Source organism: Blautia sp. Marseille-P3201T, assembly GCF_900120295.1.
Classification (GTDB): domain Bacteria; phylum Bacillota; class Clostridia; order Lachnospirales; family Lachnospiraceae; genus Blautia.
The window spans coordinates 882,859-907,368 of the sequence record NZ_LT635470.1 but is presented as its reverse complement, the minus strand read 5'-3'; the positions used below and the strand labels follow the sequence as shown (position 1 = coordinate 907,368).

The following is a 24,510-nucleotide window of genomic DNA, read 5'->3' as shown; positions in this document are numbered from 1 at the left end:
GATTCGAGTAGGAATGGGATATGATGTCCATAAACTTACAGAAGGAAGAGATTTAATTTTAGGAGGAGTGAATATTCCCTGGGAAAAAGGTCTGCTGGGACATTCTGATGCCGATGTAGTGGTTCATGCCATTATGGATGCTCTTTTAGGTGCAGCAGCGCTTCGGGATATTGGAAGACATTTTCCAGATACAGATCCTCAGTATAAAGGTATTTCCAGCATCAAGCTTTTGCAGCATGTAGGGAAACTTTTGGAAGAAAATATGTATGTGATCAATAACATTGATGCAACGATTATTGCACAGAAACCAAAACTTTTACCATATATTGATACTATGATTGAGAATGTGGCTGATGCACTGCATTTGGACGTTCATCAGGTAAATATTAAAGCGACCACAGAGGAAGGTCTTGGATTTACAGGAAGTATGGAAGGAATATCTGCACAGGCAATTTGTGCATTGACACATGTGCAGGATTTTATGACAGATGACAGAAGCGGCGGCTGTGGAGGCTGCTGTAAGGAGAACAGAAGATGAGTATATTAAATGTGCAGAATTTATCTCACGGATTTGGCGACAGAGCTATTTTTCAGGACGTTTCTTTTCGTTTATTGAAAGGAGAACATATTGGACTGGTGGGGGCCAATGGTGAGGGAAAATCTACCTTTATGAATATTATTACAGGAAAGCTTATGCCGGATGAAGGAAAAATTGAATGGGCGAAAAATGTCCGTGTGGGGTATCTGGACCAGCATACAGTTCTGGAAAAGGGCATGACCATTCGAGATGTACTGAAATCTGCATTTTCATGGCTTTTTGAAATGGAAGCGCAGATGAATGGGATTTGTGACAAAATGGGTGAGGCATCACCGGAAGAGCTGGAAACCATGATGGAAGAATTGGGAACCATACAGGATATGCTCACCATGCACGATTTCTATATTATTGACTCCAAGGTGGAAGAAGTCGGAAGGGCTTTGGGGCTTACGGCAATCGGACTGGATAAAGATGTCACAGATTTAAGCGGTGGACAGAGAACAAAAATTCTGTTGGGAAAACTGCTTTTGGAAAAGCCGGATATTTTGCTTTTGGACGAGCCTACCAATTATTTAGATGCGGAACATATTGAGTGGCTGAAACGCTACCTGCAGGAATATGAAAATGCTTTTATTTTGATTTCTCATGATATTCCGTTCTTAAACAGCGTTGTAAATCTCATCTATCACATGGATAATCAGGAATTAAATCGTTATGTGGGAGATTATGACCATTTTCAGGAGGTTTACGCAGTAAAGAAAGCGCAGCTTGAAGCGGCTTATAATCGCCAGCAGCAGGAAATCAATGAGCTGAAAGACTTTGTGGCGAGAAATAAAGCAAGAGTGGCAACCAGAAATATGGCAATGTCCAGACAGAAAAAGCTGGATAAGATGGATGTGATTGAGCTGGCAAAGGAAAAACCAAAACCGGAATTTAATTTTAAAACAGCCAGAACACCAAGCCGTTTTGTAGTAGAAACAGATGATTTGATTATCGGTTATGACGAACCGCTTTCCAAACCATTGAATTTAAAGGTGGAAAGGGGAGAAAAGATTGCTCTTACCGGTGCCAATGGTATTGGAAAATCTACATTATTAAAGAGTATTCTGGGGATTATTTCTCCGCTTTCAGGGAAGGTGCATTTAGGTGATTATCTGGAAATCGGATATTTTGAACAGGAGATGCCACAGGGAAATAAAAATACCTGTATCGAAGAAATCTGGGAAGTGTTTCCTTCCTATACACAGTATGAGGTCCGCGCAGCACTGGCGAAATGTGGTTTGACAACAAAACATATAGAAAGTCTTGTGCGTGTATTAAGCGGTGGTGAGCAGGCAAAGGTGCGTTTGTGTAAGATTATTAACAGGGAAACGAATGTGCTGATTTTAGATGAGCCTACCAACCATTTAGATGTAGATGCAAAAGAGGAACTAAAGCGGGCTTTAAAGGAGTATAAGGGAACAATTTTGATGGTATGTCATGAGCCGGAGTTCTATGAAGGTCTTGCAACAGACGTGTGGGATTGCTCTCAGTGGACAACAAGGATTTAGAAATGAAACAGCCACAGATGGAAATTTCAAAAACTGTATTGTATATAAAGGAATAGCAGGTATAAATAAAAAATATGCAAGAAATGAAAAATAAACTTGCAAAAACAGAAACTTGGATTTATAATACAAGAAAAAATCAGATACAGGAGGAAAGTCATGTCATACGTAGATGAGGTTATAGAATTAGTAGAAAAGAAAAATCCAGGAGAACCAGAATTTCATCAGGCAGTAAAGGAAGTTTTAGAGTCCTTAAAACCAGTAGTAGAGGCAAATGAGGAAAAATATCGCAAAGAAGCACTTTTAGAGCGTTTGGTTGAGCCTGAAAGAGTAATTATGTTCCGTGTTCCTTGGGTAGATGACAATGGAAATGTACAGGTAAATAAAGGGTTCCGTGTACAGTTTAACAGTGCAATCGGACCATACAAAGGCGGCTTACGCTTCCACCCATCCGTATATCTGGGAATTATTAAATTTTTAGGATTTGAACAGATTTTCAAAAATTCTCTGACAGGGCTTCCTATTGGCGGCGGTAAAGGCGGAGCTGATTTTGATCCGAAAGGAAAATCAGACAGAGAAGTTATGGCATTCTGCCAGAGTTATATGACAGAATTATATCGTCATATCGGTGCAGATACAGATGTTCCGGCAGGTGATATCGGAGTAGGTGCAAGAGAAATCGGCTATCTGTTTGGACAGTATAAGAGAATTCGTGATGCTTACGAAGGTGTGCTTACAGGTAAAGGACTGACTTATGGCGGCTCTTTAGTAAGAACACAGGCAACCGGATATGGTCTTCTCTATCTTACAGAAGAATTGTTAAAACTCAATGGAAAAGAATTAAAAGGAAAAACAGTTGCTGTTTCCGGTGCAGGAAATGTAGCAACTTATGCTATTGAAAAAGCTTATCAGTTAGGAGCAAAACCAGTGACATGCTCTGACTCCACAGGCTGGGTATATGATCCAGAAGGTATTGACTTAGAAGCATTAAAAGAAATCAAAGAAGTGAAACGTGCACGTTTAACAGAATATACAAACTACAGACCAAATGCAGAGTACCATGAAGGAAAGGGTGTATGGACTGTAAAATGTGATATTGCTCTTCCATGTGCAACACAGAATGAGCTGCATTTAGAAGATGCAAAAGCATTAGTTGCCAACGGATGCTTCGCAGTAGCAGAAGGTGCAAATATGCCAACAACTCTGGAAGCTACAAAATATCTGCAGGAAAACGGAATTATCTTTGCGCCTGGTAAAGCGGCAAATGCCGGCGGTGTAGCTACTTCCGGACTTGAAATGTCACAGAACAGCGAAAGATTAAGCTGGAGTTTTGAAGAAGTAGATGAAAAGCTTCAGGGAATTATGGTAAATATCTGCCACAATATGGTAGATGCAGCGAAAAAATATGGATTTGAAGGCAACTATGTAGTAGGTGCCAATGCAGCCGGATTTGAAAAAGTTGCAGAAGCTATGATTGCTCAGGGTGTGTGCTAGTATAGTAAAAATTCTGTTGACAAATTCCGTATTTATGAATAAACTAAGAGAAGATAAGAAAAGGCATGGAACGAAAAGAGTACAAAGTGATTTCTTTTCAGAGAGAGACGGTCATCGGCTGGAAGCTGTCTTAGAGAAAACTTTGGAAAGTGCATTCGGGAGCTGATTTGGTGAAGGGAATTCCTAAGCCGGATACGCAGTCCTGCGTTATGGGAAATAAGTGGAAGATATTATCTTCAAATAGAGTGGAACCGCGGATTTTTCGCCTCTATGTCGTTTTGACATAGAGGCATTTTTATTTCACAGAAAATTTATGGAAAGGGCGTGAAATATGGGATTTATCAATCATATAAAAGAAGAATTTCAGGTTATCAGGGAACGGGATCCTGCAATTAAAACTCCTCTGGAAGTTTTGCTGTATCCCAGTTTTCGTGTTATGATACAGTATAGAAGGGCCCACAAATTATATGAGAAAGGTCATTTCTTTCTGGCGCGGTGGGTTTCTCAGCGGGCAGCCAGAAAAACGGGAATTGAAATTCATCCCGGAGCAAAGATTGGCAAAGGGTTATTTATTGACCATGGTTCAGGGGTGATTATCGGAGAAACTGCTATTATTGGCGATAATGTAACACTGTATCAGGGTGTTACTCTGGGAGGTACCGGAAAAGAAACGGGAAAACGTCATCCTACTTTAAAAAATAATGTTATGGTAAGCGCCGGAGCGAAAATTTTAGGCTCTTTTACTATTGGTGAAAATTCTAAAATTGGCGCAGGAAGCGTGGTACTGGAAGAAGTTCCGCCTAACTGCACAGTTGTGGGTGTACCGGGTCGTGTAGTAAGAAAAGGAAACCAGAAAGTTCCAAGAAGTGATATGGACCAAATTCATCTGCCGGATCCAACCTTAGATGATATTCATAAACTGCAGCAGGAAAATGACAGATTACGTTCCGAATTACAGCGTATGGGTTATGAATTAAATGATATAAAAGAAAGAGAAGCACAATGCCGCCGGGCAAGAGCTTTAGAAGCAAAAGAGAGAAGACAGGAGGAAGAAAGAGAAATATGAGAATTTATAACACACTGACAAAGAAAAAAGAAGAATTTATTCCTTTAGAAGAAGGAAAAGTAAAGATGTATGTCTGCGGACCTACCGTTTATAACTTTATTCATATTGGGAATGCGAGACCAATGATTGTATTTGATACAGTACGCCGCTATATGGAATACAAAGGATATGAAGTAAATTATGTATCCAACTTTACAGATGTAGATGATAAAATCATTGCAAAGGCGGTAGAAGAAGGTGTAAGTGCAGAAGAGATTTCCAGCCGTTATATTAAAGAATGTAAAAAAGATATGGCAGACATGAATGTAAAACCGGCAACCACACATCCGCTGGCAACACAGGAAATTGACGGAATGATTGATATGATCCAGACATTAATGGATAAGGGATTTGCTTATGAAGTAAATGGTACAGTATATTTCCGCGTAAAGAATTTCAAAGAATATGGAAAACTGTCTCATAAAAATCTGGAGGATTTGCAGTCAGGATTTCGTTCTTTACAGGTTTCAGGAGAAAACCAGAAAGAAGATCCATTAGATTTTGTGCTTTGGAAACCGAAAAAAGAAGGAGAACCTTTCTGGGTATCACCATGGAGTGAAGGCCGTCCGGGCTGGCATATTGAGTGTTCTGTTATGTCTAAAAAATATCTGGGTGAAGAAATTGATATTCATGCAGGTGGTGAAGACCTTGTTTTCCCACATCATGAAAATGAAATTGCCCAGTCTGAATGCTGCAATGGAAAGCAGTTTGCAAGATACTGGATGCATAATGCATTTTTAAATATTGACAATCGCAAAATGTCAAAATCTCTTGGTAATTTCTTTACAGTAAGAGAAATCGGAGAAAAATATGATCTACAGGTACTTCGTTTCTTTATGTTAAATGCACATTACAGAAGTCCATTGAACTTCAGTGCAGAGCTCATGGAAGCTTCTAAAAATTCTCTGGAAAGAATTATTACCTGTGTAGAGCAGTTAAAACACTTGTTGGAAACAGCAAAAAAAGCAGAAATGACAGAAGCAGAAAAAGCATTAGAAACAGAAGTTTTGGAATATGTAAAGAAATATGAAAATTCCATGGAAGACGATTTTAATACTGCAGATGCCATTGCTGCAATTTTTGAACTGGTAAAATTTGCCAATACAAAAGCTGACGAGAACAGTACCTCTGCTTTTGTACAGTATCTGTTTGATACTATTGTACATTTAAGTGATGTTTTAGGTCTGATTGTCAATAAAGAAGCAGAAATTTTAGACGAAGAAATTGAAAAGCTTATTGAAGAACGTCAGATGGCAAGAAAAGAGAAAAATTTTAAAAGAGCAGATGAAATCAGAGATGAACTGGCTGCTATGGGTATTATCTTAAAAGACACAAGAGAGGGTGTACAATGGAAGCGAGCTTAAAGAAATTCAAGGAGCTGTTTGAACTGGAGGATACGGATATCAGAACCTATTCTCCTCTGACCCTTGCTTATATCGGAGATGCTATTTATGAGTTGGTTATCCGCACTATTTTAGTGGAAAAAGGAAATACGCAAGTAAATAAGCTGCATCAAAGAGCCAGCAAATTAGTAAAAGCATCTGCTCAGTCAGAGATTATCGAAAAGCTGAAACCATATCTTACAGAGGAAGAAACGGGTATTTTTAAAAGAGGAAGAAATGCAAAATCTTTTACAATGGCGAAAAATGCCAGTATGTCCGATTACAGAAGAGCTACGGGATTTGAAGCTTTGATGGGATATCTGTATCTTACAGAACAGTGGGACAGAATGTTGGAATTAATAAAAATAGGAATTACAGAAGGAGAAAAGGATGGAGAATAAATTCCAGGAAACAAAGGTAGAAGGCAGAAATGCGGTTTTAGAAGCGTTTCGTTCCGGAAAATCTGTGGATAAGTTATTTGTTCTGGAAAAATGCGAGGATGGTCCGGTACGCACCATTTTGCGTGAAGCAAAGAAGCATGATACCATGATTAAATATGTAAAAAAAGAAAGACTGGATCAGTTATCGGAAACAGGAAAACATCAGGGTGTTATTGCTATGACTGCAGCGTATAATTACGCAGAAGTAGAAGATATTCTGGCAGCAGCCAGAGAAAAAGGAGAACCGCCGTTTTTGGTATTGCTGGACAATATTGAGGATCCACACAATTTAGGAGCAATTATCCGTACAGCCAATCTGGCAGGTGCTCATGGTGTGATTATTCCAAAGAACAGAGCCGTAGGGTTGACTGCAACGGTTGCAAGAACGTCTGCCGGAGCATTAAATTATACACCTGTTGCAAAAGTTACAAATCTTGCAAGAACCATTGAAAGTCTGAAAAAAGAAGGGATTTGGTTTGTATGTGCCGATATGGGCGGAACACAGATGTACGACCTTGATTTAAAAGGTGCTATTGGACTGGTTATCGGTAATGAAGGTGATGGCGTGTCTAAATTAGTACGGGAAAAATGTGATTTTATTGCATCCATACCAATGCAGGGAAATATCGACTCCTTGAATGCATCTGTAGCGGCAGGTGTATTGGCATACGAGATTGTAAGACAAAGAATGGGAAAATAATACAGGAATTCGTTTATGAAGGAATATGAAAAGTTGAACGATGAGGAACTTTTTAAACTTTTGTGGGAAGGTCAGGAAGGTTTAGAAGAATATCTCATCAATAAATATAAGGGAATGGTATTGAAAAAAGCACATGCCATGTTCCTTATTGGGGGGGAACAGGAGGATTTAATCCAAGAAGGGATGATTGGACTGTTTAAAGCAGTCCAGGGATATCGTCCTGATAAAAGTGCATCTTTTGCCACATTTGCTAATCTATGTATAGAAAGACAGATGTATAAGGCTATTGAAATTTCAGGAAGACAAAAACATAAACCATTGAATTCATACATTTCTTTAAGTGAGATGGAAGGACCTTTGTATAATGCAGAAGATGTTACACAGCAAAATCCGGAAGAAATTGTTATCGGAAAAGAAAATGTCAGCATTATGATGGAGGACATCAAGAAACGTTTAAGTCCTTTTGAAAACAGAGTATTGGATGCTTATCTGGATGGGGAGAATTATATTCAGATTGCAGAAATGACAGGGAAACAACCAAAATCGATTGATAATGCACTGCAAAGAATACGAAATAAAATTCAGGGAATGAAATGGTAAAATAAAAAGAAATGTTTATGAGAGTTCGCATATATAAAACCCCCTTGAAAAATCAAGGGGGTTAAAAAAGCTGCCAAGCGGACTTGAACCGCCGACCTCCGCCTTACCAAGGCGACGCTCTACCGACTGAGCCATGGCAGCATATTGTTTGGGTGTCTCACAAGAATAAATTTTATCAAAAAAAGGAAAAAGTGTCAACCCTTTTTTCTACTTTTTAGGAGGTAATACATGAGGAGAAAAGTACATGCTATTCTGTTGGCAGCAGGTTTTTCGCGTCGATTTCAGGGGAATAAATTACTATATCCTTTGGAAGGGAAAGCATTGTACCTCTATTTGACAGAACGCCTGGGAGAACTTTTAAAAGAAGGCATACTGGACAGTTTGGTAGTGGTTACGCAATATGATGAAATTCTTCAGGAAATGAAGAAAAGGAAAATAGAGGCAGTAAAAAATGAGAACAGTATACAAGGAATTTCTTCTTCTTTGAAGCTGGGATTTTGTAAAGCACAGGAATTTAAGAAAAGAGGAGAAGAAAATTACTATATTTTTTTTGTGGCAGATCAGCCTTATTTGAAAAGGAAAACAATAGAAGATTTTTTGAAAGCCTTTGCACAGTCTGGTAAGACTATTGGCTGCGTCAAGTCAGGAGCAGAATTGGGAAATCCTGTTATTTTTCATGAAAAATATAAAGAAGAACTGGAAAATCTGCAAGGGGATAGAGGCGGAAAATGTATATTGCGGAAACATGAAAGCAAAGCGTTTTATTTCATGGTAGAGAATAGAAAGGAATTAAAGGATATAGATGAAAGAGGAGAATTGTCATAAATGGGCAGTTCTCCTCTTTTCTGCATTAAGATTATTCCGGATAAACCAGTCTGTCTTCAGAAATATTTAAAAGTACATTGTTTAAAAATTTATCTGCCAGCCAGTTTGCCATATTCAAATTCATATCCAGATAGTTTCCGCAGTCTTTTGCGGATGCTCCCGGAACCTCATCATGGAAATCACGGATAAAGGTAAACATTTCTGTAATAAGCGGGACAATTTCTTTGGACTCGTAATCTCCTGCCAAAAGAAGGTAGAAGCCTGTACGGCAGCCCATAGGTCCGAAATAGATGGTCTTATCAGAAAAATCTTTGTGGTTCCTTAAAAAAGTAGCGCCCAGATGTTCGATGGTATGAACTTCCGCAGTATTCATAACAGGTTCTTCGTTTGGAGAAGTCATGCGTAAATCAAAAGTAGTAATAACTTCTTTTCCTACAAAATCCTTGCGGGATACATAAATTCCCGGCTGAAGTTTTATATGGTCAATGGTAAAACTTGCAATTTTTTCCATGTCTTTCATCCTTTCCTTTTATTATGTTGATTTTATTATAAACATTTTGGGAGTTAGAAGCAAGCAGTAGTTGATGATAGAGATAAAACGTGTTAAAATATCTAAACAAGGGAAATTGTAGTAGTTGGAGGACAGAAAAATGATAAATGATAAGAAAGTTTTATTCAGTGGTATGCAGGCTACCGGAAATCTCACATTGGGGAATTATTTGGGAGCGCTGAAAAACTGGGTAACCTTAAGTGATGAATATGAATGTTTTTATAGTGTTGTGGATATGCATTCTATTACTGTAAGGCAGGACCCGGCTACTCTTAGAAAAAGAGCAAGGGCTTTATTGACTTTATACATTGCAGCAGGACTTGATCCTGAGAAAAACTGTATTTATTACCAATCTCATGTAAGTGGACATGCAGAACTGGCATGGATTTTAAACTGCTTTACTTATATGGGTGAATTAAATCGTATGACACAGTTTAAGGATAAGTCTGCAAAACATGCAGATAACATTAATGCCGGATTGTTTACTTACCCGGTACTTATGGCTGCTGATATTTTGTTGTATCAGGCGGACGTAGTTCCTGTAGGAATTGACCAGATGCAGCATCTGGAGCTGACCAGAGATATTGCTACTCGTTTTAATAACATTTATGGCGATGTATTTACCATACCGGAAGCATATATCGGTAAAGTAGGAGCGAAAATTATGAGTTTACAGGAGCCATCTAAGAAAATGTCAAAGTCAGATGAAAATCCAAATGGAAGCATTTATCTTATGGATGATCCGGATACCATTATGAGAAAATGTAAGCGTGCAGTGACAGACTCTGAAGCCTGTATCGCTTATCGTGATGAACAGCCGGGAATTAAAAATCTGATTGATATTTACTGTGCATGTATGAATAAAACATCAGAGGAAGCTGTAAAAGAATTTGATGGAAAAGGCTATGGTGAGCTGAAAATGGCAGTGGGTGAGGCTGTTGTCAGTGTGCTGAAACCATTGCAGGATGAAGTAGCACGCCTGGAGAAGGAAAAAGCATATATTGATTCTATTATCAAGGAAAATGGTGAAAAAGCGCAGTACTTTGCAAATAAAACATTGAGAAAAGTACAGCGTAAAGTAGGATTTCCTGATAGAATTCGTTAAAGAACGGGAGGTGTCTTTATGACTGTTGAAGAAGTAATTACAGTTTTGGCAATGCAGGAAGAAATTTTGCAATTTAATCATTTCACGAATGAGGATGCATGGGCACTTGGTAATTTGCTGGTGGCGGAAGCAAAAAAAAGAAGCTTAGACACGGCAGTGGAAATCCGTCTGAACAATGGTTATACTGTGTTTAAGTATGCAGGAAACGGCACAACCTTAAATAATGAAGAATGGATGAATAAAATGTTTGCATCTGTAAGACGGATGGAAAAAAGCACCATGCTTTTATACAGTGAACTAAAACGCAGTGAAGAAACCTTGGGAGAAATTGGACTTGATGAGAGGGAATACTCTTGTTTGGGCGGAGGATTTCCAATACGCGTGGAAGAAGTGGGAGTGATTGGAGTAATTATGGTTTCCAATCAGAGTCATTTTATCAATCATGATATTATTGTAAAAGCTGTAAGCAGATATCTTCACATTGATGAAGTACCACGAATTCGGGCATTATAAAAAATAAATTTATTTCAGGAGGAAAAATATATGCCTAAAAAAGCACCGGGAAGAACATTTTTAATGGTTGTAGGAATTTTTCTGATTATTGGAGGACTGTTTAATGCGATTTCCTGTATTATGAATTTTGCAGTGATGGGACAGGAAGAGTTTGCTCCGATTTTGGAACAGACCTTAGCGCAGACAGGAATTACCAAATCTACTTATCAGGTGAGTCTGGTATTAACTGCAATACAGGCTGTAATCGGTGTCGTAACAGGAATTATTGGAATTTTAAACAGCAACAAAATCGAAAAAGCATCTTTGTGTTATGTTTGCGGAATTGTTTTGATTGCGTATGCATTAATTTGCAATGCATATAGTGCTTTTAGTGGGGTGTTTAGCATTTTTTCAGTGATTTTTTCATTGATTTTGCCATTGTTGTATTTCTGGGGAGCATTAAAAAATCGTCAGGCATTACAGGATGGACAGGGAACAGCTATAAAATGATTAGAGTTAGATAGCAAGTGCGGGACAAAACGGAAGGGGTTCTGTTTTGTCCTGTTGTTATATAAAAAAGGATAATAAGAGGAGAGAGTATGGAACATTTAATTAAGGTAATGGATTTATGCAAAATTTATAATCCGGGTGAAAATGAAGTTAGGGCATTAGACCATGTAAACCTGGAAATTGACAGAGGTGAATTTGTTGCAATTATTGGGCAGTCCGGTTCAGGAAAATCGACTTTTATGAATATGTTAGGATGTTTGGATATTCCTACATCGGGAAAATATTATCTGAATGGTACAGATGTATCCACAATGTCTGATAATGAGTTATCTCTAGTCAGAAATAAAGAAATTGGTTTTATTTTTCAGGGATTTAATTTAATTCCTAATCTTACAGCGGTGGAAAATGTAGAGCTTCCTTTGATTTATAGAGGAATAGATAAAAAAGAGAGAAGAAGACTGGCAACAGAGGCATTGGAAATGGTAGGGCTGAGTCATCGAATGCATCATAAGCCATCAGAGATGTCAGGCGGGCAGCAGCAACGTGTTGCTATTGCCAGAGCGATTGCGGCGAAACCACCGGTAATTCTGGCAGATGAGCCTACAGGAAATCTTGACTCCGCTTCCAGCAAAGAAATTTTAAATATTTTAAAAAATCTTCATAAGGATGGAAGAACCGTTATTTTGATTACTCATGATGATGGAATTGCTGCAAGAGCAAAACGTGTTGTAAGGATTATGGATGGGAAAATAGAATCAGACAGAATAAATCCGGAATATGAAAAAGTGGAGGAAACACATGAAGACAAAAACTCTGAAGAATAAAAATACGATTATGTTAATTACTCTTGGAATTGTGGCAGTTGTATTGGTTCTTCTGGCAATTATCGGAAACCAGCGAAAGGGAGGAAAAGGTACAGAACCTGTTGTAGAAGTTGTTTCTGTAGAAAAGGGAGATGTGAGTCAGGAAATTGAGGCATCCGGTAATGTGGAAAGTGAATGGAAAAAAACATTTTACTCACCGGTGAATGCTACGATAGAAACTATGACGGTGGAAGCCGGTGACAGTGTAGAAGCCGGACAAAAGCTGATAGGGTTTAATATAGATAATTTAGAGGCAGACAACCAAAAGGCAGAGCTGACAGCAAAATCAGGCAGATTGGAACTGGAGGACGCACAGGAACAGGCTGATTATGCTGCTTCTAAGGTGGCAAAAGCAAAGGCAGAAATTCCGGATTTGGAAAAGCAGATTGAGAATAAGAAAAGTGAAGTTTCCAATTTAAAACAGCAGATTGCAGAAACACAGAAAGATGCACAAAAACAGGCGCAGGAAAATGTAGAAAATGCATATCAGGAGGCTGTGCTGGCTGCAGAAACAAAGTATCAGGAAGAAATGGATGTTTATAATACAGTTACAAAACCTGAGTATGATAAGCAGCTGGAAGAACTGAAAAAGAAAATTAATGATGGAGAGGGAACTGAGACAGATAAAGATGATTATCGGCATTTATTAGATAATCCACCAAAAGCTCCGGAAAAGGAAGAAGTAAATCCAGCAGATTTTCAGTTTACAGGTACAAATGTGGCAGATACTTCTGCACTTGAAACTGCAATGGAGAATGCAGCGTCTGAGTTAGCGGCGCTTCAGTCTGAACTGGCATCAAAAGAAGCTTTAGCACAGTCTGATACACCGGGACTTACGGATGCAGCAAAAGAAAAAATCAGAATTTCCAACAACCTGACGGAACTTGAAACAAAAAATCTTCAGGAACTTTTAGAAGAAGGAAGAAAAGGAATTGAAGCAGAATTTTCAGGGGTGATTTCTGATACAAGAGTCAGTCAGGGTGCTACCGTAACACAGGGAATGGAACTTTTTACACTTCAGAGTATGGATGATGTATGTGTAGATGCCAGTATATCAAAATATGATTTTGATAAAGTGAAGGAAGGGCAGAAAGCTACTGTTAAATTAGGCGATAAAAAATACAACGGAACCATAGAAAAGGTAAATCGTATTGCAGTGCCAAATGAAAAAGGAGCTCCTACCATTGGGGTTGTAGTACATATAGATAATCCGGACGATGGGATTTTCATTGGAGTAGAAGCAAAAGTGAGTATTCAGGCAGCAGAAGCAAAGGATGTTCCTATTTTACCGGTGGAAGCAGTTAATATTGGAAAAGACGGTTCTTTCTGTTATGTAGTAGAAGACGGAACGATTAAGAAAAAAGAGATTGAAACAGGTGTGATTTCAGACTCTTTTGCAGAAATTAAAAGTGGTTTGAAAAATGGTGAACAAGTTCTTGTAGATATAGGAAATCACAAGGAAGGAGACAAGGTAAAACCACAGGAAGCGAGATAAAGCTATGGGAAATATAATTGAATATGTCAAAATGGCAATTCAAAATATTATTGCCAATAAAGGGCGTTCCTTTCTTACTATGCTGGGAATTATCATTGGAATTGCCTCTGTTATTGCTATTGTATCTATAGGTGAAGGTACAAAAAACCAGATGAACAGTGAAATTGATGCTGTGGGCGGAGGGCAGATATTTATTTATTGCAGTGATGATGCTATAACAGAGGATGAATATATGACTGCAGAAGATATGGAAGCTATTCGCAAAATTAATGGTGTAGAAGGCGTTTCCAGCAGCTTTAGCATTATGGGTGAGACTGTAACAGGAAAAGGCGATTTTTCTGCTACAGTAACGTTGGAAACACAGGATGCACCCATTGTCAATAATCTTGCGTTAAAAAGAGGCGCTTATTTTACGGAAGCAGATGTGGCAGAAGGGCGAAATGTGTGTGTGATTTCAGATACAGATGCAAAACGTTTATTTGGCTCAGATGATGTTATTGGAATGGATATTGATGTACAATGCTATGATTTGACGAAGAGTTTTCGAATTGTGGGCGTTACAACACAGAAAGAAAATGGTACTTTTGTAAGTTATACTTATGAGGGAATGCCGGTGACACTCTCTGTTCCTTACACTGCAGCGGTAGATTTTGTAGGGGACACAGCAGGAGAGTTTACCAATATGGTTGTGCAGGCAGACAAGAAAATGGACTCTCAGGAAATTTCAAAAGAAGTGATAAAAACATTAGAAAAGAGACATCAGTCAGCGGGAGAGGATTACTATCAGCTTCAAAGTTTTCAGGATGTTATGAAGATGATGAATGATATGCTGGGCATGGTAACTGCATTTATTTCCTTTGTGGCAGGGATTTCTCTACTGGTAGGCGGTATTGGTGTTATGAATATCATGCTGGTATCTGTAACGGAACGGACTAGAGAGATTGGTATCCGAAAAGCCCTGGGAGCAAAGACCTCTTCGATTATGATGCAGTTTTTGGCAGAATCAGCAATTCTTACAGTAATCGGCGGAATTATCGGAATTATTCTGGGAATTGCAGGAGGATATGGAATTTGTTCTGTGATTAGTTCCACTCAGGGGATGACAATTACCCCGGGAATTAGTGCTGTTACCATTATGGTAGCAACTTTGTTTGCTTGCGCGGTAGGTGTTTTCTTTGGAATTTATCCGGCTAAAAAGGCAGCAGCATTAAGTCCCATTGAGGCATTGCGAAGAAACTAGTTAATGATTTGTCTGAAAGTGAATGAGACAGTATTTTAAAAGAGATTTGCCATATCCTCAGGGAGAGGAATGGAAAAATCCATGGTTTTTTCTGTAATTGGATGTATAAAGTTTAAACGATAAGAATGGAGAGCGACACGTTGTATTTTGGAAAAATCAGGATTGTAGAGATAATCTCCAAGAAGGGGATTTCCTATATATTTCATGTGTACGCGGATTTGATGTGTCCTGCCTGTTTCCAAAGATAGTTTGAGAAGGGAATAATCTTCTCTGGAAGTTATTAATTGATAGTGCGTAACAGCCTGTTCTCCATTTTGAAAGTCTATACAGCGCTCAATAGCAGAATTTTCTTTTCGTGCTATGGGCGCTGTAATAGTATCTGTATCTTTTTTTGGATTGCCGGATACTACAGCCAGATAAGTTCGGTGAATTTCTCGTCTTTTCATTTGATTGGAGAGAATAGATGCGCTCAGGGCATTTTTAGCTATAATAAGAAGTCCGGTAGTATCTCTGTCCAGACGGTTGATACAGCGAAAGACAAAGGTTTCTCCCTGCATTTTATAGTAATGCGCGATGCCATTTGCTAAAGTGTTGTCATAGTTGTTAATAGAAGGATGAACAGGCATATCAGCAGGTTTATTGATTAACAGAATATCTTCATCTTCATAAATAATATCAAGTGGAAGAGAAACAGGAACAATGTTTTCTGAGGGAGCCTCTTCTAAAAGGCGGAGCGTAAGGATATCATTGGTTCTTAAAGGGGTTCGTACATAGGCCCATTGGTTATTTACCAGAATTCCCTGACTGGTCTTTTTGAGCTGTATAATAATTTGTCGGGAAAATCCCTTTTGTTTTAGAAAGTCCCCTACTGTACATGGGAGATTTTCATCCGTTATGGTATATTCAAAAATACGGTTCATAAAAAATACTCCTTAAAAAAGGGGGTGTGGCATATGCTGCATCCCCTTTTGTGTGCTTTTATTTTGCTTTTACTTTATTCCATAATTCATTATAATAGCTGTCTACGTCATCTCCCAGAAATTTAAAGGTTTCGCAGTTTACTAAATCTTCTGGTTCCGGGAAGAGGATTTTGCTGTTACGAATATCTTCATCTTCAATCATTTCTCTGGCTTTCAGATTTGGAGTAGAGTAGGTAAGATATTCAAAGTTCATGAGTGCAATTTCCGGACGACACATGAAATTGATGAATTTTTCAGCATTTTCTTTATTCTGGGCATTTTTGGGAATTACCCAGGAGTCAATCCACACATTAGAACCTTCTTTCGGAATAACATATTCTAAATCTGGATTTTCGCGTTTGGTGTAGCCCGCTTCACCGGAATAGATTACGCCAAGAGCAGCTTCATTTCCAATCATTTTATCTCTGACCTGATCTACTACATAAGCCTGCACCAGTGGCTTTTGTTCAATTAAATCTTCTGTAGCTGCTGCAAGCTGGTCTACTTCTGTACTGTTGATAGAATAGCCCAGACGTTTTAAAGCCACCGCAAAGGCGTCCCTGACAGAATCCTGCATAAGAATGCTGTCTTTATATTGCGGATCCCACAAGATATCCCAGCTGTCTACCGGTTCTTTTACCATAGATTTGTTATACAAAATACCTACGGTACCTACGCAATAAGGAACAGAGTATTTGTTTTCAGGATCAAAGCTTTTAGATTGTTCCATATAGGTGGTATCCATATTTTTAATATTGGGAATATTGTCCCAGTTAATTTCTGCCAGTAAGTCGTTTTCAATCATACGCTGAATCATATAGTCAGAAGGACATACCACATCATAAGCAATGGCCTGAGAAACAATTTTCGGATACATAATTTCATTTGTTTCATATTCTTCGTAAGTGACAGAAATTCCCGTTTCTTCTTCAAAAAGTTCAATTGTTTTTGGGTCTAAATATTCTCCCCAGTTATATACAATAACTTTTTCTCCTGAGTGGTTTTTCAGAGTATTGAAGTTGTAAAAAATTCCTCCAAAGACTAATACGATAATCAAAACTGCAGGAACAGCAAAGCGGAAAGACCTGCGAAAAGCAGTTTTTTTGGACGTCCTTTTTATGTCTTTTGACTCTTTTGGACTGGCATTTACACAGATCATAAGTACCAGAACACTGACGAAAAGAAGGGTGGAAAGAGCATACATTTCCGGTCGAATTCCTTTTCGTACTTCAGCATAAATTTTTGTGGAGAGGGTATCTACACCTGGGCCTTTTGTAAAATGAGTGATAATAAAATCATCTAAGGACATAGTAAATGCCATGAGAAAGCCAGATACTACACCTGGCCATATGTCAGGAAAGACAACTTTAAAAAAGGCATAAACCGGTCCGGCACCTAAATCCTGTGCTGCCTCATAGGTACTTTTACTTGTCTGCTTTAATTTAGGCAGAACACTTAAAATTACATAAGGAATACAAAAAGTAATATGAGCCAGCAAAATTGTGGAAAATCCAAGGGTGACTCTGCAGGCAATGAATAATAACATCAGTGAAATACCAGTTACAATTTCAGAATTCAAAATAGGAATATTGGTAATTCCCATCATGATAGTTTTTCCTTTGGACTTCATGGCATTGATACCAATAGAGGCAGCAGTACCAATGATTGTTGCCAGGATGGCAGAAACCAGCGCTATAAAAAGAGTATTATAAAGAGCTGCCATAATTGCCTTATCCTGAAACAGGGAGGAGTACCAGTGAAGAGTAAAACCACCCCATTTTGCCCGGGATTTTGAAGCATTAAAAGAAAGTACAATTAACGTTACAATAGGAGCATACATAAGGAAAAGAATAAGTCCAAGATAAATATTTCGTGCAGTCTTTTTCATTAAAATAAACCTCCCTGTCCGTTTTTATCATATTTTCCTGTTAAAATCATGCTGATTAAAATAAAAATCATCAGGACTAAAGAAAGTCCGCTTCCTACATGCCAGTTGCTTCCCTGCTGGAATTGTCTGTCGATGACATTTCCAATCAGCAGAATTTTGCTGCCGCCTAAAAGGTCTGAAATAACAAAAGTAGTAAGAGCCGGCACAAATACCATAGTAATTCCGCTGATAACTCCGGGCAGACTTAAAGGAAAAATAATTTTTCGAAAAGTATAAAAGGAGGTAGCTCCTAAATCTCTTGCAGCAAAAATAACATCCTTATCAATTTTACAAAGAGCATTGTAAAGGGGCAGAACCATGAAAGGAAGGAAATTGTAAACCATGCCTAAAACGATGGCTGCCGGCGTATTGATTAGCTGTAAAGGAGGTATATGAAAAAATCCTAATATTTGATTAATTACTCCGTTTTTTTCCAGTAAAGTCTGCCATGCAATGGTGCGAAGCAAAAAATTCATCCACATGGGAAGAATAAACAGCAATACAATAAAGCTGGTCTGATTGATTTTCATATTGGAAAGCATCATTGCCAGCGGATATGCCAGAACCAGACAAATAATTGTGCTGATAACGGACAGAATTAAAGAAAGACAAAGGGCTTTGAAATTTTCTGCTGTTCCGATGGCCAGAACATTTTCAAAGGTGAACTGTCCTTCGCTATTTGTAAAACCATAGAATAAAATCATGGCAAGAGGAATTAAAATAAAAGATATAGACCATAAAAGATATGGACCGGATAAAAGCTTCTTTTTATTCATTGATTCCAATCGCCTCCTCATCTTCGGACTCAGGTTTGTGCATGATCTGAATGTCAAAAGGATTTACGTGAATGCCCACTTTCTGTCCTACAGGGAACATATCAGTACTGTGTACCAGCCATTCAAAGCCGTTTGCCTGTACTTCCATTTCATAATGGACACCTTTGAAAAGCAGGTGAGTAACAACACCTTGTATGGTACCTTCTTCCGGGGCGAGTAAATCCACATCTTCAGGCCGAATTACCACGTCTACCGGTTTATTTTTCCCAAATCCTATATCTACACAAGGGAATTTAGCTCCCAAAATTTCTACCAGTTTATCTTCCAGCATAGTACCGGAAATAATATTGCTTTCACCGATAAAATCTGCAACAAAGGCATTTTGCGGTTCATTGTAAATATCTTCTGGTGAACCCATCTGCTGGATATATCCCTGGTTCATAACCACAATAGTATCAGACATGGTAAGGGCTTCTTCCTGGTCGTGAGTGACATAGATAAAGGTAATACCAAGTTCGTTTTTTAAGCGGATAAGTTCATATTGCATGTCTTGACGGAGTTTTAAATCCAGGGCGCCTAATGGTTCATCAAGAAGCAGAAGACGCGGTTCGTTGACAATAGCTCTTGCAATAGCAACTCGTTGCTGCTGACCACCGCTTAAAGAATCAGGAAGACGGTTTTCATATCCATCCAGGTTTACCAGTTTTAAAGCATATTTTACCTTATCTTTAATATAAGCAGAGCTTTTTCCAGAAATTTTCAGACCGAATGCAATGTTTTCTTCAATGTTCATGTGAGAAAAAAGAGCATATTTTTGAAAAACGGTATTGAGGTTTCTTTTGTTCGGAGGCAGGTTGGTAATGTCCTGCCCATCAAAAATAACCTGACCACTGTCAGGAGCTTCAAATCCTCCTAAAATACGAAGGGTTGTAGTTTTTCCACAGCCGCTGGGACCAAGAAGTGTGAGAAATTCATTTTCTCGTATGGAAAGATTTAATTTGTCCAGAATTAATTGGTCGCCGAAGCTTTTGGATATATCAGTTAAGGTGACTAAATTGTGACTCATGGGGCTCCTCCTTTGTGAAAATCATATTTTAAGCCATAAAAATCCATTCTGAAAATTATTATACTAGAGGAAAAATACATGTCAATATGTAAAAACTTCAAATTACATTGTATTAAAAAAAACTTTGTGGTAGAATATTTTTGATATCTTGAAAAGATATCATTCGTTATGTGGTGAAACTAATAAAAACAGGAGGGTATTGCATAGATGAAAGAAAAATATGTAGCATATGTCGGAACATATACCCATGGAAGCAGTATAGGAATTCATTTGTATGATGTAAATGTAGAGGAAGGAACTCTTTCTGAAAGAAAAGTAATTCCGGTAAATAATTCTTCCCATTTGGCGAAGTCTTTAAACGGCAAATACCTTTACTCTATTGCAGATGAAGGAGTAGCCGTGTTTGCTATTGAAGCGGACGGTGACTTGACATTTATTAACAAAGTAGATATCGATGGTATGAGAGGCTGTCATCTATCTACGGATGAAGAAGGAAAATATCTTTTTGTAGCAGGTTATCATGATGGGAAGGTAACAGTTGTACATACACATCGAGATGGACGACTGGGAAGTGTAGTAGATGGTGTTTTTCATAAAGGATTGGGAAGCGTAGGAGAAAGAAATTTTCGCCCGCATGTAAGTTGTGTACGTCCTACACCGGATAATAAATATCTGTGTGCTGTAGATAACGGAATTGATCAGATTAAAATTTACCGCGTAAACAGGAGAACAAAACATCTGGAACTGGTGGATATTTTAAGATGTCACAGAGAATCAGGACCTAAAAAAATAAAATTCAGTAAAGATGGAAAATTTGCATATTTGATTTATGAATTAAATAATACTATTCAGGTATACAGCTATGATGGAAGCGGAAAAAATCCTGTTTTTGAGTTGTTGCAGACAGAAAGTACATTGGCTTCTCATGATGATGAAACCCATGACGCAACATCTGGGCTTTGCATGTCACCGGATGGGAACTATATTTTCTGTTCAACAGCGGGAGAAGATACGGTTGCCATGTATAAACGAGATGAGAAAACAGGTCTTTTGGAAAAGCAGTGTATTTTGCCGATCAGTGGAAATTATCCAAAGGATTTGGCTGTTTTTCCAGATGGAAAGCATCTGGCAGTAGTAAACCATGAGTCAAACTCTATTACTACATTTGCTATCGACTATGAGAAAAAATTGCTGGTGATGAAAGGAAAACCTATGAAGGTAGAAACACCAAACAGTATTATTTTTTCTAAATGTCAGGATTAAGTTTTAAAATTAATAAAAAGGAAGTGCAAAGTTATGGAAAGCGGGCCTTATCCCGGGAATATTAAAAATAGAATAAAAAAAGAAAATCCATATTCCTGTGGACAGGTCGTCTCTCGTATCCTGTTTTGCAGGATATGAAGGGAGAAACCATGATTAGAATATTTAAGACAATTGACGGAAAAATTCATCAGGTAGAAGAAGCCAGCGAAGGATGCTGGCTTGCCCTGACGGATCCTACGGCAACAGAAATTTTTGAGGTTGCGAGAAAGTATCGTATTGAAGTAGATGATTTGAGAGCACCTTTGGATGAGGAAGAACGTTCACGTATTGAGGTAGAAGATGATTACACCTTGATTATTGTGGACACTCCGATTTTGGAGGAAAGGGGAGAAAAGGACTGGTACGGCACCATTCCTTTATCAATTATTGTAACGGATGAAATTATTATTACAGTATGTCTGGAAGACACTTCTGTTCTGGGTAGATTTATGGACGGACGTGTTCGTAATTTTTATACGTATATGAAAACCAGATTTATTCTTCAGATTTTGTATAAAAATGCAAGTATGTTCCTGCATTATCTGCGTATTATAGATAAGAAAAGTGAAGAAGTAGAAGAAAAGCTTCAGGAGTCAACAAAAAATAAAGAGTTGATTGAACTTTTGGAATTGGAAAAATCTCTGGTTTATTTTACTACATCATTGAGGTCTAATGAAATGGTGCTGGAAAAACTTTTAAAAGTAGAGCGCATTAAGCAGTATCCTGATGATACAGATTTGTTGGAAGATGTTATTATAGAGAATAAGCAGGCTATTGAAATGGCAAATGTGTACAGTGGAATTTTAAGTGGAATGACAGAGGCTTTTGCATCTATTGTATCTAATAATTTGAATATTGTTATGAAGTTTTTAGCAACAGTTACCATTGTTATGTCAATTCCTACGATGATTTTCAGCGCTTATGGAATGAATGTAAATCTCAAGGGAATGCCTTTTGCATCTCATCCGGAAGGGTTTGCAATTGTAATTATACTTTCACTGCTTTTAAGTTTGATAGTGGCGTTTATCTTTTCCAAAAAGAATTTATTTTAATAAGCAGGTGTTAAAGGAGAAATTATGAATTTTTTAAACAAACTGGAACGAAAGTATGGAAGATATGCCATACATGATCTGACAAAATATATGATTGGATGTTATATCATCGGTTATATTTTGGTGTATATCGGGCAGGCATTTGGAGGGAACTTTTTCCAATATTTACTTTTGAGCCCTTATCATATTATGCATGGACAAATATGGAGAATAATTTCATGGGTTTTAATACCGCCATCCAGTTCTAATATTATATTTGTGTTGATTATGCTGTCTTTTTATTATTATCTGGGGACAGCATTGGAGCGGACTTGGGGAGCATTTCGTTATAATGTCTATATTTTAGGAGGAATGTTCTGTACAGTTATTGGAGCATTTATTTTGTATTTTTTCAATGGACAAAATGAAATGTTTTCGCTTATGAATGGAATGAGTTTTTCTACTTATTATATTAATTTGTCTATTTTCCTTGCTTTTGCTATGAATTATCCGGATATGGAAGTTTTATTTATGATGATCCTTCCGATTAAAATAAAATATCTGGCACTTTTAGATGGAGCATATTTGCTTTATGACATGATAAGAGGTGGATGGGGCACACGTACTGTAATTATTGCATCCTTATTGAATTTTATTATTTATTTTTTAATGACAAGAAATTATAGAAGAATTTCTCCTCAGGAAATTCATAGAAAACAACAGTTTAAAAAAGCGGTTCATCCACAGATGACACCGGGAGAAACCAGACATAAATGTGCAGTGTGTGGAAGAACAGAAAAAGATGGGGAACATTTGGAGTTTCGTTACTGTTCAAAGTGTAATGGAAACTATGAATACTGTCAGGACCATTTGTTTACTCATCAGCATATAAAATAGGAGGATTACTGATATGCGTAGAACAAAAATCGTTTGCACCATGGGGCCAAATACGGATAACAAGGACATTATGGAGGCTTTGGTAAAAAATGGGATGAATGTAGCCCGTTTTAACTTTTCTCATGGTGATTACGAAGAACAACGCAATCGTATGGATTTATTAAAGCGTGTCAGAGAAGAACAGGGAAAACCGGTTGCCATTCTTCTTGACACAAAAGGACCTGAAATTCGCACCGGTATTTTGGAAAATGGAAAAAAAGTAACACTATCAGAGGGAGCAGACTTTACTTTATATACAAAAGAAATTGTGGGCAATGCTTCCGGCTGCTCTATTACTTATACTGGTCTTACAGAAGATGTGAAGCAGGGAAATAGAATTTTAATTGATGATGGTTTGATTGAACTGGAGGTAAAGGAAGTCACAGAAGATGCCATTCATTGTCGTGTTGTAAACGGGGGAGAACTGGGAGAAAAGAAAGGAATTAATGTTCCAAATGTAAAAGTGCAGTTACCTGTTGTTACAGAAAAAGACAAAGCAGATATTATTTTTGGAATTGAACAAAAAATAGATTTTATTGCAGCTTCTTTTATTAGAAATGCAGAGGGCGTAAAAGAAATTCGCAAAATTCTGGAAGAACATCATGCAGAAGATATTGCGATTATCGCAAAAATTGAGAACGCAGAAGGCTTGGAAAATATTGATGAAATCATCGAGGTGGCAGATGGCATTATGGTAGCCAGAGGTGATTTGGGAGTGGAAATTCCTGCGCCTCAAGTTCCTCATATTCAGAAGATGATTATTCATAAATGTAATGCTAATTATATTCCGGTTATTACGGCTACACAGATGCTGGATTCTATGATTCGTAATCCACGTCCTACTCGTGCAGAGGTGACAGATGTGGCAAATGCTATTTATGATGGAACAGATGCCATTATGCTGTCCGGTGAAACAGCAGCAGGAAAATACCCTGTGGAAGCTTTGAAAATGATGAATGAAATTGCAGAAAATACAGAGCAGTATGTCAATTATGATCAGTATATTATGCACAGAACCATGTATAAGAAAACAAAAGTATCCTGTGCGATTGGAATTGCTTCTGTTCGTACAGCCAGAAATATTGAAGCGGATTGTATTGTGACACCAACGATGTCGGGAAAGACAGCCCGTTTGATTTCCAGTTTTCGTCCGGTGATGCCGATTTATGCCATTACTCCTAATGAAAGAGTAGAGCGTAAAATGCAGCTTTATTGGGGAGTTACACCATTAAAAGGATATCAAAGAGATACGGCAGAAAATGTTATTTTAAATGCCATGGAAACTTTGAAGGAGAAAAAACTGGTGAAAAAAGACCAGATGGTTGTTGTGACAGCAGGGGATCCGGCTACAAACAGCAGTAAGGCAGAAGCGAATGTTACAAACATGCTTCATGTTATGGAAGTGATTTAAAAAAAATTACAGTTATTGCGTTAAGCATTATTGGATAGATATGCTTAGTGCAATAGCTGTTTTTTAACTTTATAGGAAATCTGAAGCAACCCAATCCGGGAGGAGAATTCTGCAAGCAGAAATGAAATTATCACTTTGTGAACCGCTCGCGCGCGGAGATTATGTTGTTGCACAATCTTTTTTACTTGAAAAGCAAGTGGTATTTCCGTATAATGA

Annotated in this window: 24 protein-coding genes, 1 tRNA gene and 1 other annotated feature; of the genes, 19 read left to right on the top strand and 6 right to left on the bottom strand. The window is 37.9% G+C overall.

Annotated features, from left to right (window positions below):
* The first annotated feature begins 1 nt into the window (after position 1).
* From ispF to BQ7352_RS12840, 8 genes are all read left to right on the top strand, one after another.
* A complete protein-coding gene (gene ispF, locus BQ7352_RS12875; protein WP_305764348.1) occupies positions 2 to 538 on the top strand; it encodes a 2-C-methyl-D-erythritol 2,4-cyclodiphosphate synthase in 537 nt (178 codons plus the stop codon).
* The gene (locus BQ7352_RS12870) at positions 535 to 2,088 is read left to right on the top strand and encodes an ABC-F family ATP-binding cassette domain-containing protein (RefSeq protein WP_072449583.1); all 1,554 of its coding nucleotides are present in this window, start codon (positions 535 to 537) and stop codon (positions 2,086 to 2,088) included. Before ispF ends, BQ7352_RS12870 begins: the two co-directional genes overlap by 4 nt.
* A gap of 156 nt (positions 2,089 to 2,244) precedes the next feature.
* Positions 2,245 to 3,579 carry an NADP-specific glutamate dehydrogenase gene (gdhA, locus tag BQ7352_RS12865; protein WP_072449582.1) on the top strand — a complete coding sequence of 445 codons (1,335 nt, stop codon included), beginning with the start codon at positions 2,245 to 2,247 and terminating at the stop codon, positions 3,577 to 3,579.
* A 57-nt stretch (positions 3,580 to 3,636) separates the two neighbouring features.
* Positions 3,637 to 3,852, top strand: a binding site (T-box leader).
* Positions 3,853 to 3,910: 58 nt separating this feature from the next.
* Positions 3,911 to 4,645 (top strand): serine O-acetyltransferase EpsC, encoded by a 735-nt coding sequence (gene epsC / locus BQ7352_RS12860; RefSeq protein ID WP_072449581.1) that lies wholly within the window; start codon positions 3,911 to 3,913, stop codon positions 4,643 to 4,645.
* Complete coding sequence (cysS, locus tag BQ7352_RS12855) at positions 4,642 to 6,048, top strand: cysteine--tRNA ligase (RefSeq protein ID WP_072449580.1); 1,407 nt, start codon at positions 4,642 to 4,644, stop codon at positions 6,046 to 6,048. Before epsC ends, cysS begins: the two co-directional genes overlap by 4 nt.
* On the top strand, positions 6,033 to 6,467 hold the full coding sequence (locus BQ7352_RS12850; RefSeq protein WP_072449579.1) for a Mini-ribonuclease 3: 435 nt from the start codon (positions 6,033 to 6,035) through the stop codon (positions 6,465 to 6,467). Before cysS ends, BQ7352_RS12850 begins: the two co-directional genes overlap by 16 nt.
* Complete coding sequence (gene rlmB, locus BQ7352_RS12845; RefSeq protein ID WP_072449578.1) at positions 6,457 to 7,206, top strand: 23S rRNA (guanosine(2251)-2'-O)-methyltransferase RlmB; 750 nt, start codon at positions 6,457 to 6,459, stop codon at positions 7,204 to 7,206. Before BQ7352_RS12850 ends, rlmB begins: the two co-directional genes overlap by 11 nt.
* Before the next feature lie 15 nt (positions 7,207 to 7,221).
* The gene (locus BQ7352_RS12840; RefSeq protein WP_072449577.1) at positions 7,222 to 7,806 is read left to right on the top strand and encodes a sigma-70 family RNA polymerase sigma factor; all 585 of its coding nucleotides are present in this window, start codon (positions 7,222 to 7,224) and stop codon (positions 7,804 to 7,806) included.
* Between the two features lie 68 nt (positions 7,807 to 7,874).
* Here the strand turns inward: BQ7352_RS12840 and BQ7352_RS12835 are convergent.
* Positions 7,875 to 7,947 (bottom strand) — tRNA-Thr (locus tag BQ7352_RS12835).
* An 87-nt stretch (positions 7,948 to 8,034) separates the two neighbouring features.
* Between BQ7352_RS12835 and BQ7352_RS12830 the strand changes: the two genes are divergently transcribed.
* Complete coding sequence (locus BQ7352_RS12830; protein ID WP_072449576.1) at positions 8,035 to 8,631, top strand: nucleotidyltransferase family protein; 597 nt, start codon at positions 8,035 to 8,037, stop codon at positions 8,629 to 8,631.
* A gap of 31 nt (positions 8,632 to 8,662) precedes the next feature.
* Here BQ7352_RS12830 and BQ7352_RS12825 read toward each other — a convergent pair whose 3' ends face one another.
* Complete coding sequence (locus tag BQ7352_RS12825) at positions 8,663 to 9,142, bottom strand: S-ribosylhomocysteine lyase (RefSeq protein ID WP_072449865.1); 480 nt, start codon at positions 9,140 to 9,142, stop codon at positions 8,663 to 8,665.
* Between the two features lie 139 nt (positions 9,143 to 9,281).
* Here BQ7352_RS12825 and trpS point away from each other — a divergent pair, with 139 nt between their 5' ends.
* From trpS to BQ7352_RS12795, 6 genes are all read left to right on the top strand, one after another.
* A complete protein-coding gene (gene trpS, locus BQ7352_RS12820; protein WP_072449575.1) occupies positions 9,282 to 10,286 on the top strand; it encodes a tryptophan--tRNA ligase in 1,005 nt (334 codons plus the stop codon).
* Between the two features lie 18 nt (positions 10,287 to 10,304).
* The gene (locus tag BQ7352_RS12815) at positions 10,305 to 10,799 is read left to right on the top strand and encodes a heme-degrading domain-containing protein (RefSeq protein ID WP_072449574.1); all 495 of its coding nucleotides are present in this window, start codon (positions 10,305 to 10,307) and stop codon (positions 10,797 to 10,799) included.
* Between the two features lie 30 nt (positions 10,800 to 10,829).
* Entirely contained in the window at positions 10,830 to 11,288 is a 459-nt protein-coding gene (locus BQ7352_RS12810) for a hypothetical protein (RefSeq protein WP_072449573.1), read from the top strand.
* An 89-nt stretch (positions 11,289 to 11,377) separates the two neighbouring features.
* Positions 11,378 to 12,112 (top strand): ABC transporter ATP-binding protein, encoded by a 735-nt coding sequence (locus BQ7352_RS12805; protein ID WP_072449572.1) that lies wholly within the window; start codon positions 11,378 to 11,380, stop codon positions 12,110 to 12,112.
* Positions 12,087 to 13,646: an efflux RND transporter periplasmic adaptor subunit gene (locus BQ7352_RS12800; RefSeq protein WP_072449571.1), complete on the top strand. Its 1,560-nt coding sequence runs from the start codon at positions 12,087 to 12,089 to the stop codon at positions 13,644 to 13,646. Before BQ7352_RS12805 ends, BQ7352_RS12800 begins: the two co-directional genes overlap by 26 nt.
* Positions 13,647 to 13,650: 4 nt before the next feature.
* Positions 13,651 to 14,886 (top strand): ABC transporter permease, encoded by a 1,236-nt coding sequence (locus BQ7352_RS12795; RefSeq protein ID WP_072449570.1) that lies wholly within the window; start codon positions 13,651 to 13,653, stop codon positions 14,884 to 14,886.
* A 35-nt stretch (positions 14,887 to 14,921) separates the two neighbouring features.
* Here BQ7352_RS12795 and BQ7352_RS12790 read toward each other — a convergent pair whose 3' ends face one another.
* Genes BQ7352_RS12790 through BQ7352_RS12775 form a run of 4 tightly spaced genes read right to left on the bottom strand, consistent with a single transcriptional unit; the run spans position 14,922 to position 19,614 of the window.
* Complete coding sequence (locus BQ7352_RS12790) at positions 14,922 to 15,806, bottom strand: RluA family pseudouridine synthase (RefSeq protein WP_072449569.1); 885 nt, start codon at positions 15,804 to 15,806, stop codon at positions 14,922 to 14,924.
* Between the two features lie 58 nt (positions 15,807 to 15,864).
* On the bottom strand, positions 15,865 to 17,733 hold the full coding sequence (locus tag BQ7352_RS12785; protein ID WP_072449568.1) for an extracellular solute-binding protein: 1,869 nt from the start codon (positions 17,731 to 17,733) through the stop codon (positions 15,865 to 15,867).
* Positions 17,733 to 18,548, bottom strand: coding sequence for an ABC transporter permease (locus BQ7352_RS12780; protein ID WP_072449567.1), 816 nt, complete (start codon positions 18,546 to 18,548; stop codon positions 17,733 to 17,735). The genes BQ7352_RS12785 and BQ7352_RS12780 overlap by 1 nt, the downstream gene beginning before the upstream one ends.
* Entirely contained in the window at positions 18,541 to 19,614 is a 1,074-nt protein-coding gene (locus BQ7352_RS12775) for an ABC transporter ATP-binding protein (protein WP_072449566.1), read from the bottom strand. The genes BQ7352_RS12780 and BQ7352_RS12775 overlap by 8 nt, the downstream gene beginning before the upstream one ends.
* A gap of 207 nt (positions 19,615 to 19,821) precedes the next feature.
* Here BQ7352_RS12775 and BQ7352_RS12770 point away from each other — a divergent pair, with 207 nt between their 5' ends.
* From BQ7352_RS12770 to pyk, 4 genes are all read left to right on the top strand, one after another.
* Positions 19,822 to 20,877: a lactonase family protein gene (locus tag BQ7352_RS12770; RefSeq protein ID WP_072449565.1), complete on the top strand. Its 1,056-nt coding sequence runs from the start codon at positions 19,822 to 19,824 to the stop codon at positions 20,875 to 20,877.
* Between the two features lie 149 nt (positions 20,878 to 21,026).
* The gene (locus BQ7352_RS12765) at positions 21,027 to 21,968 is read left to right on the top strand and encodes a magnesium transporter CorA family protein (protein WP_072449864.1); all 942 of its coding nucleotides are present in this window, start codon (positions 21,027 to 21,029) and stop codon (positions 21,966 to 21,968) included.
* Positions 21,969 to 21,992: 24 nt separating this feature from the next.
* The gene (locus BQ7352_RS12760) at positions 21,993 to 22,844 is read left to right on the top strand and encodes a rhomboid family intramembrane serine protease (protein WP_072449564.1); all 852 of its coding nucleotides are present in this window, start codon (positions 21,993 to 21,995) and stop codon (positions 22,842 to 22,844) included.
* A gap of 13 nt (positions 22,845 to 22,857) precedes the next feature.
* Positions 22,858 to 24,294 (top strand): pyruvate kinase, encoded by a 1,437-nt coding sequence (gene pyk, locus BQ7352_RS12755; protein ID WP_072449563.1) that lies wholly within the window; start codon positions 22,858 to 22,860, stop codon positions 24,292 to 24,294.
* Positions 24,295 to 24,510: the final 216 nt, after the last annotated feature.